Source organism: Spirillospora sp. CA-128828 (assembly GCF_050945415.1).
GTDB lineage: Bacteria > Actinomycetota > Actinomycetes > Streptosporangiales > Streptosporangiaceae > Spirillospora.
In genome coordinates this window covers 683,096-698,527 of record NZ_CP191986.1, presented here as the reverse complement: position 1 = coordinate 698,527, position 15,432 = coordinate 683,096, and the positions used below count along the sequence as shown (strand labels likewise).

Sequence of the window (15,432 nt, the reverse complement as noted above, 5' to 3'; positions counted from 1 at the left end):
GCAGGGTGCTGTTCGACTGCGAGCGGCTGACGCTTGCCCGGCGGCTCAGAGGATTGCGCAAGAACCAGCTCGCGCAGGCCGTGGGGACGACGCCGAAGGCGATCGGGCAGTACGAGGCGGGCGTGCAGAAGCCCGAAGAGCTCACCGTCAGACGCCTCGCCGTCGCGCTGGGCGTGCCCGTCGAGTTCTTCCGGACCACGCGCACCCCTGTCTCCATGGACGGAGCCCACTTCCGCTCATTGCGGTCCACCAGCCAGATCGAACGCGACCAGGCCCTCGCATACGGGCGCATCGCCACCGATGTCGTCGCCGTCCTGGAGAACCTCGTCGACTTCCCCGAGGTGGATCTGCCCGAATACCCGGTCTCGCCGGATGAGATCGCCGGCAGCGGACCCGTCGAGGCGGCCCGGCTCACGCGGAAGGCACTGCTCGACGAACCCGGGCCCGTCCCCCATGTCGTCCGGCTGCTCGAAACGCACGGGGTGCTCGTTCTGGTGCTGCCCCAGGCGGCCGAGCGGGTCGACGCGTTCAGCGTGGGCGTTCACCCGCGGCCGATGGTCTTCTTCAACCCGGCGAAGGGCGACTACTGGCGCAACCGGTTCGACGGGGCGCACGAACTGGGGCACCTGGTCATGCACGCCGACGCCGAGCCCGGAGAGAAGATCGTCGAAGATCAGGCGCACCGCTTCGCGGCGGAATTCCTCATGCCCGCGGACGATATCGCCGGTGAACTGCCGGCCACCGCCGATTGGGAGCGGCTGACCGCGCTAAAGGAGAGATGGCGCGTCAGTATGTCGGCGCTGCTCTACCGCGCCCGGACGCTCGGCATTATGAAAGAGACCGCGTACCGGAACGCCATGAGCACGATGAGTTCCCGCGGCTGGCGGCGGCAGGAGCCGGGGCCGGCGAAGCCGCTGGAACAGCCGACCATGCTGACCCGCGCCATCGAGATCGTCGCCCAGGCCGGAACCGGCCGCGACCAGGTGGCCGAGCGGGCCGGGGTGCCGAGATCCGACCTCGACCTTCTGGTTCCGCGGCGATGAGGCCCACCCACGAGGTCCCCTGGCGGCCCCGCCGGATGGAGCGATCCTGCCGCGGCGTTTAACACGAAGATGTGATTTGCACAACGCGGCAGACCAGTTAGATATGTCTGTCCGGAGGTTTCCTGCGCAACCGCCATTGCCTGTGAGACGCTCCGATGGTTGCCGGGACGAACGTACGGGACGCTGGAGATCTTGTGCTTGACAATCGGCAGACGGGTCCGACCGCGTTGCGCATGCAGATCGGGGCGCGGTTACGGCGTATGCGGGAGGAGAGGGGGTTAAGCAGGGCGCAGGCGGGTGAGATCATCCGCGGTTCGGCGTCCAAGATGAGCAGGCTGGAACTCGGGCGGCACGGCTTCAAGGCCCGGGACGTCCTCGAACTCCTCACCCTCTACGGCGTCGACGACGAGGACGAGCGCAAGAGCTTTCTCGACCTCGTCCAGGAAGCGAAGAAGCCCGGCTGGTGGCAGAGCTACGGCGACGTCATACCCGGCTGGTTCGAGCAGTACCTCGGGCTCGAACAGTCGGCGACGACGATCCGCAGCTACGAGGTGCAGTACGTTCCCGGCCTGCTGCAGACACGTGACTACGCGCGGGCCGTCATCGGGCTCGAACACCATGACGCCGCGTATGACGGGCTCGAACGGCGCCTCACGGTGCGGATGAGACGGCAGGAGATCCTCCACCGCAGGACCGGCGCCGCGACGATGTGGGCGGTGATCGACGAGGCGGCGCTGCGGCGGCCGATCGGCGGGCCGGAGACGATGCGGGGCCAGATCGAGCACCTGATCGCCGTGTCGGAGGGCATGCGCAACGTGAACCTGCAGCTCCTGCCGTTCTCCGCGGGCGGCCATCTGGCGCTGGGCGGCCCGATCACGATCGTGCGGTTCGCCGAACACGATCTGGAAGACGTGATCTACCTGGAGCAGCTGACCGGCGCCCGCTACCCGGAGGGCCAGGAGGCCGTCCGCTACCAGAAGATCATGGACCTGCTGGCGATCCGCGCGGCCCGTCCCGCCCGGACCACCGCGTTCCTCAAGGACCTGCTCGCGGAATTCTGAACCCCCCCGCCGGCACGAACAGGCCCCGGCGACCGGTCCCCCGTCAGGACGAACAAGTCCCCCGCAAGCGGGAAGAAGACCGGACCCCGCGCTCCATAGCGTCGCCCGCGACGGAAAAGCGAGACTGCGGGCGGTGGCGGAGTGGGTACTACGACGACGGTTGTCGCGTTCATCACGGGCACGGCGATCAACACGTGGGTCATGGCGTACGGGGCGAGAAGACTCCTCAACGTCCGGTTCTCCCTGGTCAGGACGGCGATGGCGGGTGCGGCCGGGCAGGCGGTCGCGAGCCCGATCATCAGCGCACTGATCGGTGACATGGGCGTGCGCCGGGAACTGACGCCCTTGCCGTGGTTCATCTGCCTCGGCTTCGCCTGCGCGCTCCTGGTCTCGATGACCGTCCTGGTGCTGTGGGAGGCGTTCGTCCCGACCGGCACCGTCCCGTCGCCGCTGTACTGGTTCGGCGGGGTCCGGTCGCGGATCGCGCGCACCCGCCGCTACTGGCGGATCACGTTCGTCTTCCTCCGCCACGGGCTCGGCCCCTACCTGCGCGGACGCGCCCGCCCGAGCACCCAGACGGCCCGCTCGTTCACGCACGCCCTCGAACAGGGCGGCGTCGTGTTCGTCAAGCTCGGCCAAGTCCTGTCGACCCGGCGGGACGTCCTGCCCACCGAGTTCGTCCAAGAGCTGGGACGGCTCCAGGACCGCGCCACCCCTGTCCCCTGGCCGGAGATCGAGCGCGTCATCAAGGAGGAGCTGGGCGACCCGCAGGACGTCTTCGCCACGTTCGACCGCACTCCGCTCGCCGCCGCGTCCATCGCGCAGGTGCACAGGGCCACGCTCCCGTCCGGCGAGGACGTCGTGGTCAAGATCCAGCGGCCGGGCATCCGCGCGGTCGTGGAACGCGACCTGGACATCGTCGGCCGCCTCGCCCGGACGCTCCACGACCGCGCCGGATGGGCCAAGGCGTTCGGCGTCGTCGAGCTCGCGGACGGCTTCGCGACCGCGCTGCGCGAGGAACTCGACTTCCGTGTGGAGGCAAGGAACATGGCGTCGGTGGCGGCGACCGGCCGCAACACGGACGTCGTCATCCCCCATCCGTATGACGACCTGTGCACGAACCGCGTCCTCGTCATGCAACGCCTGGACGGCGTCCCGCTCGGCAAGGCCGGCCCACGCATCGACGCGCAGGGCATGGACCGGACGAAGCTCGCCCACACCCTCCTCGACACGGTGCTGCGCCAGATCGTCCTGGACGGGGTCTTCCACGCCGATCCGCACCCCGGCAACATCCTGCTGCTGGAGGACGGACGTCTCGGCCTGATCGACTTCGGGTCCGTCGGACGGCTCGACACCGAACTCCGCGGCTGCCTCCAGCGCATGCTCCACGCCATGAACCGAGGCGACGCCGTCGCGGTGACGGACGCGTTCCTGGAGGTCGTGGCCCGCCCGGACGAGCTGGACGAGCAGGCCCTCGCCCGCGCGCTCGGCGCCTTCATGGCCCGCCATCTCGGCCCCGGCACCACCCCGGGCATGGCCATGTTCACCGACCTGTTCCGGCTCGTCGCGCGGTTCGACCTCGCCGTCCCGGCGGAGATCGCGGCCGTGTTCCGGGCGCTCGCGACCCTGGAGGGCGGGCTGACGGAGCTGGCGCCCGGCTTCGGCATCGTCACCGAGGCGCAGGCGTTCGGCGAGTCCTACCTGCGGGAACGGCTCCAGCCCGGCTCGCTCCAGCAGGCCGCGAACGACGAGCTGCTCAGCCTGCTGCCACTGCTGCGCCGCCTCCCCCGCCGGCTGGACCGCATCACCGCCGCCGCGGAGGCCGGCCGCCTGACCATGAACATCCGGCTCTTCGCGGACGAGGGTGACCGGCGCACGGTCACGGGTCTCCTCCAGCAGGTGCTGCTCACCATCCTCGCCTCCACGGCCGGGGTGATGGCGGTGATGCTGCTCGGTCTGAGGGGCGGCCCGGCCATGACGGCGGACGTGACCCTCTACGAGTTCTTCGGCTACTGCGGCCTGGTGATCTGCTCGGTTCTCTCCCTCCGCGTACTAGCAGTGATCTTCCGCCGCTGACCGCGCTGAAGATGGACGGGGACGGCTAGGAAGGTGACCATCACCACAGGCGGTACCCCGCTCGCGACCTTGCCAACAGAGCAAGATCCCAAACGGTCCTAGTCGCACCCTCACTTCCGAGGGATGCCCGGCCGACCTCCCGGAGCAGGGGGCTTCCAGCGGCGCGTCGGAGAGCTCTCCGACGATCCACGTCGAGACCAAGGGCGGCACCACGGTCCGGACCGACACCAGCGGTCCGCGTCCGACCCACTGAACGATTCGATCGGGTCCATCGTGACCCGATGATTCGTTCCTGAGATAGGTCCCGGTGTGGGGTGGCTCAGCCGCCTCACACCGGGATCTTTTCGTTGTAATGGCGGCCGGCCCGAGACGGAGACACCTGATCGAACACATGTTTGACCTGCCCGGTACAGTAAGGGCATGTTCCAAGGGTCGCTGCTGGATCGCACGGACGAGAGTGGTCCGCGTCCGCTGAGTTCGGCGCGGCGCACGCGGCTGGAACGCGGTGCCTGGGTCGACGTCCTGCCCGGCTGGATTCCCGCGGCGGACGCGCTGTTCGAGCGGCTCCTCACGTCCGTCCCCTGGCGTGCCGAACGCCGCCGCATGTACGAACGGGTCGTGGACGTCCCTCGCCTGCTGTCGTTCTACGACGAGGACGCGGAGCTGCCCGACCCCGTCCTGGACGAGGCGAAGGCGATGCTCGACGAGCACTACGCCCCCGAACTCGGGGAGCCGTTCCGCACCGCCGGGCTCTGCCTCTACCGGGACGGCCGCGACAGTGTGGCGTGGCACGGCGACACCATCGGACGCGGCGCCACGCACGACACGATGGTGGCCATCCTCTCGGTCGGCTCGCCTCGGAGCCTTCTGCTCCGCCCCCGCGGCGGCGGAGCGACGGTCCGGCACGAGCTGGGCCACGGCGACCTCATCGTGATGGGCGGGAGCTGCCAGCGGACGTGGGAGCACGCGATCCCGAAGAGCACCCGTGTCAAAGGCCCGCGGATCAGCATCCAGTTCAGGCCGCGAGGGGTCCGCTGAAAAAGCGCGAACCCCTCAACTCATGGCACCATTAACGGTGATTCATGAGGAGGCCCGTTGCATCGTCTGGTCGTGTCACTGACCTCCCCCGGGGCGTATCGGACGGTACTGGAAGCGCTCAACGCGCCGTTGCCGCCTTACGCACCGCCCGGGCGGCACATCCTGATCGAGCCGGGCTCGTACCCGAACACGGGGTTCAAGAGTTCGGGCGACTTCGTCATGACCGCGGTGGGCGGGCCGGGTTCGGTCACGCTGGACGGCCGCACCGTAGCCACGATCGAGGTCACCGGTCAGGTGACGCTGCAGGGCCTCGTCGTCCGGAACTGGAGTGACGACGGCCTGGCTCTGGAGGTCGCGGAAGGCACCGTCCTGGCGGAGCAGTGCGAGTTCACGACCAAGAACTCTGTCGCCGTGCGGGCGGCGCAGGGCGCCCGGCTGGCGATCCGGGACTGCCAGATCCAGGACGGCGCGGTCGTGTACAGCGCCGCGGCCGGGGTCATGGAGGGCACCTCGGTCACCGGGACGAGCGGCAACGCGGTGGCGATCCGCAGCGGCAGTTCGGTGACCATCCGGTCGTGCAAGGTCAAGGACTCGGGCGGGCACGGCATCTGGGTGACCGAGGGGTCCAAGCCGCTGATCGAGGCGTGCACCATCAGCGACCCGGCCAGCGCCGGCATCAAGGTCGACGACCGTGCGGACGCGGCGATCCGAAACTGCACGTTCTACAGCTCGGGCGAGACGTCCCTGGTCGCGGCGGACAAGGGCGTCATGCTCGCGGAGGACTGTCAGATCGTGCGCCCCAAGGTCGACGGGGTGTGGGTCACGAGCAGCGGCTCGCTGACCGCCCGGCGGGTCAAGATGGAGTCGGTGCACCGGACCGGTGTGGTCGTGGACAACAAAGGTGTCGCGCTCCTGGAGGACTGCGAGGTCGTCGGCGCCGGCAGCAACGGTTTCTCCCTCACCGAGCGGGCGAACGTCACGGTCGTCCGGGGACGGGTCGCCGACGCGGGGCAGGTCGGCGTAGGGCTGGGCACCGGCGCCCGCGTCCTGCTGGAAGGGATGACGGTCAGCGGCAGCAAGCTCGCCGGCGTGAGCGTGGAACCGGAGGCCGAACTCACCGTCCGCCGCTGCACGGTGGCGGACAACCACGGCCGGGGCGTCCTCACCTGCGTCGGGTCGAGCGTGGAGATCGACGACCTGACGAGTGTCCGCAACGGGCAGCCGGACCTGTTCGACTACGAATGGTCGCCCACGACCGCTCAGACCGCGAAGCCGGCGCCCGCCGAGCCCAAGAGCGAGGCTCCGGCCCAGCCGGTGAGTCAGGCGCCGTCCGAGCCCAAGAGCGAGACGCCCAGCGGCGAGACGCCGAGTGGTGCGTCGGCGGAGGTGCTGCTGGCCGAATTGGAGGCGATGGTCGGTCTGGCCGGGGTCAAACGTGAGATCCGCAAGCTGACCAATCTGCAGAAGGTGGCCGAGCGGCGGCGGCTGGCCGGGCTGCCGCCCGGGCCCTCCATTGGTCGGCACATGGTGTTCGCCGGCCCGCCCGGGACCGGCAAGACCACCGTGGCGCGGCTGTACGGCGGCATCCTGGCGGCGCTGGGCGTGGTCGACCAAGGCCAGGTCGTCGAGGTCAGCCGCGCCGACCTGGTGTCGGAGAACATCGGCGGGACCGCGCTGCGGACCACCGAGGCGTTCGAGCGTGCCCGCGGTGGGGTGCTGTTCATCGACGAGGCCTACACCCTCTCACGCAAGGCCACCGGCACCGATTTCGGGCAGGAGGCCATCGACACCCTGGTCAAACTGATGGAGGACCACCGCGACGAGGTGGTGGTGATCGCGGCGGGGTATTCGGCGGAGATGCGCGAGTTCCTCAACGCCAATCCGGGCCTGACGTCGCGGATCTCCCGGACGGTGGAGTTTGAGAACTACACCCCGGCCGAACTGGTGCAGATCGTGCAGGCCCAGGCCGACTCCGACGGCTACCGGTTGGCCGATGACGCCCGCCAGGCGATCCTGGCGCATTTCACCTCGATGAAGCGGGACGCCTCGTTCGGTAACGGGCGGGCGGCGCGGCAGGTGTTCGAGGCGGCGGTGGAGCGGCAGGCGCAGCGGCTGGGCGAGATGGAGGAACTGCCCTCGGCCGAACAGTTGTCTGAGCTGGTGGCCGAGGATCTGGACGTCGACACCGGTGGTCTGGCGGCCCGGTTCGGGGAGGCCCGCGACGCCGGGCAGGTCGACACCGTGATGGCCCGGCTGACCGCGATGACCGGGCTGCAGGAGGTCAAGACCGACATCCGTGACCTGCTGAACCTGATCGCCTCGGCGCGGCGGCGGCGCGCGGCCGGGCTGGAGGCCGAACCGTTCACCGGGCATCTGATCTTCGCCGGCCCGCCCGGGACGGGCAAGACCACCGTGGCCAGGTTGTACGGGGAGTTGCTGACCGCGCTGGGGGTGCTGGCGCAAGGGCAGGTCGTCGAGGCGGCGCGGGTCGATCTGGTCGGGCAGTACATCGGGCACACCGCGCAGAAGACCGCGGAGGTGTTCGAGCGGGCCCGCGGGGGGGTGCTGTTCATCGACGAGGCCTACACCCTGTCCCGGCAGGCCGGATCGGGCAACGACTTCGGCCAGGAGGCCATCGACACCCTGGTCAAGCTGATGGAGGACCACCGCGACGAGATCATCGTCATCGCCGCCGGATACACCGCCGAGATGGAAGGGTTCCTGGCGACCAACCCGGGCCTTGCCTCACGGTTCGCCCGCACCCTGAATTTCCAGCCCTACGAGGTCGACGGCTTGGTCTCCATCTTCCTGGGCAAGGCCAAAGCGGCGGACTACCGCGTCCCCGAACCCACCCAGCAGGCCCTGGCCACCTATCTGGCGGCCAACCGCGACCGGTTCCGGGTCGGCAACGGACGCGAGGTCGACAAACTGTTCCGCGCCGCCGTCACCGCACACGCCCGCCGCACCGAACAACTCGCCAACGCCGGCACCGAACTCACCACCGAACAACTCGCCACGCTCGTGCCGGAGGACATCACGTCGCAGTGATGTGAAGTGCCACTTGGGCCCGGCCACCGGAGGCGGCCGAACGCGCGGCCGAGCAGGCCGGTTCGTCGCCCGCCGGGCTGAACTTCCGCTGAAAGGACGCTTTGATGATCTTGGTTGCGGGTTCCACGGGAAACATCGGCTCCGAACTGGTGTCCATCCTCGCCGCGTCCGGCGAACCGGTGCGGGCGCTGGTGCGCAAGCCGCCGCCTTCGGAGGCGGCCGGCGTCGAGTACGTCACGGGCGATCTGGACGACCCCGCATCGCTGGCGCCCGCGCTGGACGGAACGAACGGCGTCTTCCTGCTTCCCGGTTACCGCGATATGCCGGGTGTTCTGGCCGAGGCCCGCCGCGCCGGAGTCGAGCGGATCGTCCAGCTTTCGGGAGGTTCGGCGGGCAGTGGTGACATGACCAACGCGGTCAGCCGCTACATGATCGTCACCGAGCGGGCCGTGCACGAGTCCGGCCTGCCCTGGACGATCCTGCGGCCGACCGCGTTCATGTCCAACGCGCTTCGCTGGCTTCCGCAGCTCCAGGCCGGCGACACGCTGCGGCTGCCGTTCGCGAACGTCCACACCGCCGCCGTCGACCCGCACGACATCGCCGCCGTCGCCGCGAAGGCCCTGCTGGAGGACGGTCACGCAGGCCAGATCTACTACCCGACCGGCCCTGAAGCGACCCGGCCGGCCGACCAGGTGTCCGTCCTGGCCGATGTCCTCGGGCGTGACCTGCGCTTCGAGGCGCAGCCGGACGACGAGGCCCGCGCCGAGATGAGCGAGCAGATGCCGGTCGAGTACGTCGACGCGTTCTTCGACTTCTACGTGGGCGGCTCGCTCGACGAGTCGGTCGTCCGCTCCACCGTCCAGGACGTCACGGGGAGGCCGCCGCGGACGTTCCGGCAGTGGGCCGAGGCCCACGCCGACGCCTTCGCGTGACCCCGCTCGCGGAGATCGAGGCCGCGACCCGGAGCCTGCTCGCCACCGCCGCGCGGCTCGACGACGGCGGCGTCCGCGCGCCGTCGCTGCTGCCCGGCTGGACGCGCGGCCACGTCCTCACCCACGTCGCCCGCAACGCCGACGGCGGCACCCGCCTGCTGACATGGGCCCGCACCGGCGTCGAATCCTACGAGTACCGGAGCCTTGAGGCCCGCGCCGCCGAGATCGAGGACGGTGCGGGCCGTCCGGCGGGCGCCCTCCTGGCGGACGTCCGGGACAGCGCCGGCAGGTTCGCCGAGGCCTACGCGCTCATGCCGGACGAGGCGTGGGAGCGGACCGTCCAGTGGACGACGGGCGCCCGCCACCCGGCCGCCCGTGCCGCCGACGCCCGTCTCACCGAGGTGCTCGTCCACCACGTCGACCTGGACGCCGGTTTCACGCCCCGCGACTGGCCCGCCGGCTTCACCACCCGGATGCTGGCGAGCGTCACGGCGTCCTACGCCCGCCGGGACGACGCCCCAGACCTCCGGCTGCGCGCCACCGACACCGGCGAAGAGCACGGGCGCGGCGACCTTCTGGTCACCGGCTCTGCCACGTCCCTCCTCGCCTGGCTGATGGGACGCTCCCCCGGCACCGGCCTGACCGGCGCCGGCGGCGTCCAACTCCCCTTCCTCTACTGAGCCGGGCAGGTCTTGCCGCGCGGCGGGAGCTTCAGGGAGATCAGGTAGGCGTCGATCGTGTCCTGCATGCAGGGGCCCCGGCCGTAGCTGCCATGGCCCGCGCCCTCATAGGTGAGGAGGCGTCCGGTCCGGCCGAGCTGGCGGGTGACGTTCTGCGCCCAGGCGTAGGGCGTGGCGGGGTCGTGGACGGCGTTCGACAGCAGGATCGGCGCGCTGCCGCGGACGTCCAGACGGTGCTGCGGGTTGCGGACGGGCTGCGGCCAGCCGAGGCACGCGGAGATCGCCACGACGGGACGCGCGAACGTCATGTCGGGCGCGACCTTCTCCGTCCGCCGCATGAGCTGCGCGTACTCCCGGTAGTCGCGGACGGGGAGGCTCCAGTCGGAGCAGAACTGGGCGGTGAACGGGTCGTTCACGGTCTCCGCGGAGGCCGGTGCAGCCGCCGGCTGCGGCGAGGGCTTGAAGGGCCCGGCCGCGTTCAGAGCGGCCAGGTTCTGGGCGAGCATCGCCCAGTCGGGGCCGTAGAAGCTCTTGTAGGCCATCAGCACCAGGTTGAACTCAGGCAGCGCGGTGCCCGGCTCGGACGGGTCGGGCAGTTCACCGCGGGCGGAGCGGGCCCTCAGGTCGCGCCAGATGGCGCGGACGTCCTTGCCGTGCAGGGCGCAGTCCGATGTCCGTCCGCACCAGGCCACGAACTGGTCGAACGAGTCCTGGGCGGCGGCGAGTTCGGACGTCAGGAACCGCCGGGCGTCGGGGACGCTGTGGTCGTCGACGCTCTCCAGGACCATCGCACGGACCCGCTTCGGATACGTCTCGGCGTACATCTCGCCCAGGAGCGTGCCGTAGGAGCTGCCGTGAAAGGTCAGTTTCTGCTCGCCGAGGGCCGCCCTGATCGCGTCCACGTCCCGGACGGTGCTGAGCGTGTCCGCATGGTCGTAGAGCGGCCCGGTGCGTTCGCGGCAGTCGGCCCGCAGCCGCGCGTTGTGGACGAGGGTCGCCTGGAACTCCTCCGCGCTCTTGATCATCGGGGACGGGCCGGCCTTCACGAGGTCGGCCGAGCAGGTCACCGGGTGGCTGGCGCCGATCCCGCGCGGATCGAAGCTGACGATGTCGAAGCGCTCGCGAAGCCGGTCGCTGAAGCGGTCGATGCCGCCCTTGAGCTTGGTGACGCGCTGGACGCCGGAGTCGCCGGGGCCGCCCGGCCCGAACACGAGCGTGCCGACGCGGGCACCCGGGTCCAGGGCCTTGCGACGAGCGATGGCCAGGCCGAACGTGGGGCCGTCCGGCCGAGCCCAGTCGATCGGCAGCCGCAGGGTCGCGCATTCGGCCTTGCCGTCGTCACCGCAGGCGTGCCAGTCGATCGTGGACGCCACGGGGGCCGCGGCGGCGAGGCTCGACCGTACCGGGACGGCGGCGCCGGCCAGCGCCACCACCCCGGCCGCGGCCGCGCCCACAAGGGCGAGCCTGTGTTCGCGCAGCATGAAGGTCCTTCCGGTGAAGGGACGTCAGATGGGCGCGCGGGTCGGGCGGCCGGAGGGCGCTCAGCGCCCGGAGGTCGCCCGACCCGCCGGGAGGGAGGCCGTTTCACGAGACGCGGAGCGGATCGGGAAACGGTCTTCCGCCCGTGACGGGGGTTCCAGGGGGTCGCCCCCCTGGACCAACACTGACGATCAAGCTAAGGGCGGTTCCTTCACCGGAACAGGGTGATCAGGGGTGGTTCAGGGTGGACTCAGGGTTCACTCAGGGATACGCCGGAATCCGCCCGTTCCGAGCGTCCTGTCAAGAGTCGCCAGTCAACACTTCACAGCGCTGTGGTATCCGACAATTCTTGAAAGAGGCGGGGAAATGAGTCTGGTGACTCAACGGCGGTCCGGGGCGCCGTCGTGGATGGCGTTCAGGAGGGCCTTCCACTGAGCGGGCCCGAGAGCGAGAACGCCGGCGGAGCGATTGCGCGAGTCACGGACCAGCACCGACGAGCCCTGGGACGCCACTTCGACGCAGTCGTCCTCGTCCTTGCTCGCACTGCTCTTCCGCCAGTTCAGCGCAGCCTCCGTGTCGGACAGGTACACCATCCAGCAACCCTCCATCCAATGCCGACGGGTGCCGTCATGCCCCGCCGATCGGGCGAGGGCACCCACCGGGCGAACACCAAGTAGGGCACAACAAACCACGACCTTGTGGATAATTTCCCGATCCAGAGTGTAAACGGTTCTAGTTATCCCGCCTACAAGGGAACACAAGATCACGCAGAGTGTTATGACGGCCACTCGCCTTGGGGATGCTGGATGCCGCTGTCACCTCCGGATGAGTTGCGGTATGGAAGTCAGTCAGGCCATGAGGTCCTCGGCGGTCTGCCGCATCAGCGCGACCGACTCCTCGGCCGACAGCGCCTGTTCCAGCAGCAGCTCGAAGCTGTCCCGGTACTCGGGGATCCGGGTGTCGTCCCCGGTGATCATGAGGCTGGCGCCCGGCCGGCCCTCCAGGTAGAGGATGTCGTCCAGGTCGCCTTCGAACTCCAGGAGACTGAACGGGCCGTCGAGCCCGAGATGCGCCCCCGACCGGAACGGGATGACCCGTACGGTCAGCAGATCGTTGCTCTCGGCCGCGTCGGCGATGTGGTTGAGCTGGGCGGGCATGATCGCCGGATCGATCTTGATGCCGACATGGCGGCGGATCACGGCCTCGTCGATGATGTAGTGCTGGCGCGGCGGGTTCTCCCGCTTCCCGAGCTCCTGCTGCCGCTGGATGCGAAGCTTCACGGCGAGCACACGTCCCGTCGGCGACGACTGGCCGGTCGAGAGCACCTCCGCGTACTCGGGCGTCTGGATCAGCCCCGGGATGACCGTCCCGTGGAACTGCCGGATGTAGGCCGCACCCGCTGAATAGCCAACATAGTTAAGGAAACCGGCGTCCAGCTCACCCCTGTACGCGTTCCACCACGCGGGCTCACGGGCGCCTCGGGCCAGCGCCTGCAACCGCTCCTGGCGCCCTTCGGACGTCACGCCGTAAGCCCGGAGAAGCGCCTGCAAGTCGGTCCGGGTGATGGCGTTCTTGCCGCCCTCGACCCGGATGAGCTTCGACGGGGACCACTCCAGCTCCCGCGCCACCTGCTCCTGCGTCAGGTTCTTCTCTTTGCGCAGGCGGACGAGTTCGGTGCGCAGCAGCGCACTCTGGACTATCGGCCCCTGGTCACTGGTCATCGTGCTCGCTCACTGTAAGTAGTCGCTGCCACCCACCTGGATGCTACATGGCATATCGAGACCTCGCATCACACTCGACGTCATAGCGCCACCTGCTTGGTCAAGGACCCCCACACCCGGAGGACAAAACCTCGCCATACAACCTAAATCTTGCGGTCGTAGCTACCAGACTGCTGCATACCCTGAGTCCATGTACTAATGTGCTAGGTAGCAGAATAGTAGAAGACTAGTTGCAACCGGGCAAGGTGCGAGCGTATCGTCAGGACCTACGCTGACACACAGTGAAGGGCTCGGACGGGACCGCACGCGTTCCGGTGAGCGGTCCGCCGGCGGACACGGGGCCACGGGCACCGCGGGCGGACGGAGAACGAACCTGGCATGCGCCGGACGGGAGGCCACTAGAGGACACGAGACTTCGGCAATGCCAGAGAAGAGAACAGAGTCGCCCGCCGCTTCCCGCCGATCACCGGTCTGGCAGCCAAGACGATCGAGGGAGAGCGGAGAGCGACTCCCAGGGCCGCACGACGACGTTCCGGCCGGTCTGCGCCGACACTCCTGCGAAAACGCAGAAAGATCCGGGCTGACCTGCCAAAACGTTTCTGCGGACTCACCCAGTCTAACCGCGATCACGCGGTGCGGGCTATAGGTGATGTGACTTCGGCCACGCCGCCGGGCGCCGGGCGCCCCCGCCGGCCGAGCGGAATCCGGAGTCGCGATTCGAGGCATGGGGTCCCCTGACATGTCAGTACAGCAGATCACTTCCCCTACCGTCGCCGTCCACCCCGCGAACCCCACGGGCGCGCACCTTCCCGGAACACCGAGCTCAGAGCGGGTGGTCCGATGAACGAACACGCCCGCCACCACGACCCGGACCAGATCGTCCCCGCCGGGATCGTGTCGCCGCCGCGGACCCTGCGGCCGGCCGTGTCCGACCGGCAGGCCGGGTTCTGGGAGCAGCTCACCACCATCGAACGGGCCGCGTTCCTCGCGTCCGCACGAGAGGTCGTCTACCCGGTCGGCACGGTCCTGTGGGCCGAGGGCCAGGCGGCCGACACCACCATCGTGATCAAGTCGGGCTCGGTGCGGATCTCCGTGGAACGCGGCGGACGCGAGCGGTTCGTCGCGTTCCGGGGCCCGGGCGACATCATCGGTGAGCGTGCCGCGCTGCTGCTGCGCCGCCGCTCGGCCACCGTCGTCGCGATGGGCACCCTGCACGCGCTGCTCCTGACCACGCAGGAGTTCGTCACCTACCTGAGCGACCACCCGCGCGTCGTCGCCGTCCTGGAGCGCGAGGTCTACGAGCGGATGACGGAGCAGCAGAACTCCGCGCAGCCTCCGGAGCAGGTCCAGTACGCCGCCGGCGCGACGCACCCGTACGGCCCGGCCGCGCAGTACGGGCCGCCGCAGCAGTACGCGACGGCTTACGTGGAGGTCCTTCCGCACTACCACTACGCGATGGCCGGCCCGTTCACGGTCACCGGCTCGTACACGATGCCCGATCCGCGCGCCGGAGGCGCGGCGTACGCCATGGAACGAGCCGGCGCGTCCGCCCCCTCGCCCACCGTGCCGGCCCGCACCAGGCCGAGCCATGCCGCTGCTCCGGGACGCTCGCTGGAGGGAGTCGTGGTGCCCTCCTGCGAACAGCCGACCCAGCCCATGAACCTCGCGTCCCGCGAGGACCGGTCATGGGCGGGCCAGAACTGCACCATCGTGTACACCGACGTCGCCCGGTTCAGCTCGCCCGAACGCAACGACGTGGACCGCATCGACGTGCGCCATGCCATGTACCGCGCCCTCAGAGAGGCGTTCGAGGACGCCACCGTCCCCTGGAGTGCCTGCCACGTCGAAGACCGCGGCGACGGCGCGCTCATCGTCGTCCCGGCCGAGGTGCCCACGGGCGCCGTGATCGACCCGATGCTGGAGTCGCTCGGTACGCGGCTGGGACGGCACAACCGCGGGTCGAGCGGGGCCGTCCGCGTCCAGCTCAGGGTCGCGGTGAACGTCGGCCCGGTGATGCCCGACCCGCCCGGCGTGTCCGGTTCGTCGATCATCACGACGGCCCGTCTCCTCGACGCGCCCCCGCTGAAGGCCAGGCTCGCCGCGACCGGCGCCGACCTCGGCGTCATCGCGTCCCGGTTCGTCTACGACTCGGTGATCGTCCCCGGCCCCTTCCATGTGAGCGCCGCCGCGTACGAGCGGATCAGCTGCCGGGTGAAGGAATCGGACGTCGAGGGCTGGATCCGCCTGCACGGCCAGCCCGCCCTGCCGGCGATCTGACCGGCGGCCCGGCCCGTCCCCCGCACGGGCCGCCCCTCAGCCCACGACCCCGCGTGCCTCACCGCCGCGGGGTTTCT

Annotated in this window: 11 protein-coding genes; 8 read left to right on the top strand and 3 right to left on the bottom strand. The window is 69.8% G+C overall.

Annotation, left to right across the window (positions count from 1 at the left end; all coding sequences use genetic code 11):
• The first annotated feature begins 5 nt into the window (after positions 1–5).
• From ACQPXG_RS03725 to ACQPXG_RS03695, 7 genes are all read left to right on the top strand, one after another.
• Positions 6–1,043: a helix-turn-helix domain-containing protein gene (locus ACQPXG_RS03725; RefSeq protein ID WP_433466196.1), complete on the top strand. Its 1,038-nt coding sequence runs from the start codon at positions 6–8 to the stop codon at positions 1,041–1,043.
• Positions 1,044–1,198: 155 nt separating this feature from the next.
• The gene (locus ACQPXG_RS03720; protein WP_433466195.1) at positions 1,199–2,104 is read left to right on the top strand and encodes a helix-turn-helix domain-containing protein; all 906 of its coding nucleotides are present in this window, start codon (positions 1,199–1,201) and stop codon (positions 2,102–2,104) included.
• A gap of 141 nt (positions 2,105–2,245) precedes the next feature.
• A complete protein-coding gene (locus ACQPXG_RS03715; RefSeq protein WP_433466194.1) occupies positions 2,246–4,180 on the top strand; it encodes an ABC1 kinase family protein in 1,935 nt (644 codons plus the stop codon).
• 420 nt (positions 4,181–4,600) lie between these two features.
• A complete protein-coding gene (locus ACQPXG_RS03710; RefSeq protein WP_433466193.1) occupies positions 4,601–5,218 on the top strand; it encodes an alpha-ketoglutarate-dependent dioxygenase AlkB in 618 nt (205 codons plus the stop codon).
• Positions 5,219–5,290: 72 nt separating this feature from the next.
• On the top strand, positions 5,291–8,266 hold the full coding sequence (locus tag ACQPXG_RS03705) for a right-handed parallel beta-helix repeat-containing protein (protein ID WP_433466192.1): 2,976 nt from the start codon (positions 5,291–5,293) through the stop codon (positions 8,264–8,266).
• Between the two features lie 104 nt (positions 8,267–8,370).
• Positions 8,371–9,198, top strand: a complete 828-nt coding sequence (locus ACQPXG_RS03700; RefSeq protein WP_433466191.1) for an NAD(P)H-binding protein — start codon at positions 8,371–8,373, stop codon at positions 9,196–9,198.
• Entirely contained in the window at positions 9,195–9,878 is a 684-nt protein-coding gene (locus ACQPXG_RS03695) for a maleylpyruvate isomerase N-terminal domain-containing protein (protein ID WP_433466190.1), read from the top strand. Before ACQPXG_RS03700 ends, ACQPXG_RS03695 begins: the two co-directional genes overlap by 4 nt.
• On the opposite strand, the gene ACQPXG_RS03690 is transcribed toward ACQPXG_RS03695, so the two are convergent.
• From ACQPXG_RS03690 to ACQPXG_RS03680, 3 genes are all read right to left on the bottom strand, one after another.
• On the bottom strand, positions 9,872–11,359 hold the full coding sequence (locus ACQPXG_RS03690; protein WP_433466189.1) for an alpha/beta hydrolase: 1,488 nt from the start codon (positions 11,357–11,359) through the stop codon (positions 9,872–9,874). The genes ACQPXG_RS03695 and ACQPXG_RS03690 overlap by 7 nt on opposite strands.
• Before the next feature lie 378 nt (positions 11,360–11,737).
• Positions 11,738–11,950 (bottom strand): DUF397 domain-containing protein, encoded by a 213-nt coding sequence (locus tag ACQPXG_RS03685; RefSeq protein WP_433466188.1) that lies wholly within the window; start codon positions 11,948–11,950, stop codon positions 11,738–11,740.
• A 255-nt stretch (positions 11,951–12,205) separates the two neighbouring features.
• Complete coding sequence (locus tag ACQPXG_RS03680) at positions 12,206–13,078, bottom strand: helix-turn-helix domain-containing protein (protein ID WP_433466187.1); 873 nt, start codon at positions 13,076–13,078, stop codon at positions 12,206–12,208.
• An 840-nt stretch (positions 13,079–13,918) separates the two neighbouring features.
• Here ACQPXG_RS03680 and ACQPXG_RS03675 point away from each other — a divergent pair.
• Positions 13,919–15,355, top strand: coding sequence for a Crp/Fnr family transcriptional regulator (locus ACQPXG_RS03675; RefSeq protein ID WP_433466186.1), 1,437 nt, complete (start codon positions 13,919–13,921; stop codon positions 15,353–15,355).
• Positions 15,356–15,432 lie beyond the last annotated feature (77 nt).

Excerpts from the sequence above, each read along its gene's own strand:
- ACQPXG_RS03700 (WP_433466191.1), top strand. The coding sequence starts at position 8,371 with ATGATCTTGGTTGCGGGTTCCACGGGAAACATCGGCTCCGAACTGGTG.
- ACQPXG_RS03710 (WP_433466193.1), top strand. The coding sequence starts at position 4,601 with ATGTTCCAAGGGTCGCTGCTGGATCGCACGGACGAGAGTGGTCCGCGT.
- ACQPXG_RS03680 (WP_433466187.1), bottom strand. The coding sequence starts at position 13,078 with ATGACCAGTGACCAGGGGCCGATAGTCCAGAGTGCGCTGCTGCGCACC.
- ACQPXG_RS03685 (WP_433466188.1), bottom strand. The coding sequence starts at position 11,950 with ATGGTGTACCTGTCCGACACGGAGGCTGCGCTGAACTGGCGGAAGAGC.
- ACQPXG_RS03690 (WP_433466189.1), bottom strand. The coding sequence starts at position 11,359 with ATGCTGCGCGAACACAGGCTCGCCCTTGTGGGCGCGGCCGCGGCCGGG.
- ACQPXG_RS03675 (WP_433466186.1), top strand. The coding sequence starts at position 13,919 with ATGAACGAACACGCCCGCCACCACGACCCGGACCAGATCGTCCCCGCC.
- ACQPXG_RS03720 (WP_433466195.1), top strand. The coding sequence starts at position 1,199 with ATGGTTGCCGGGACGAACGTACGGGACGCTGGAGATCTTGTGCTTGAC.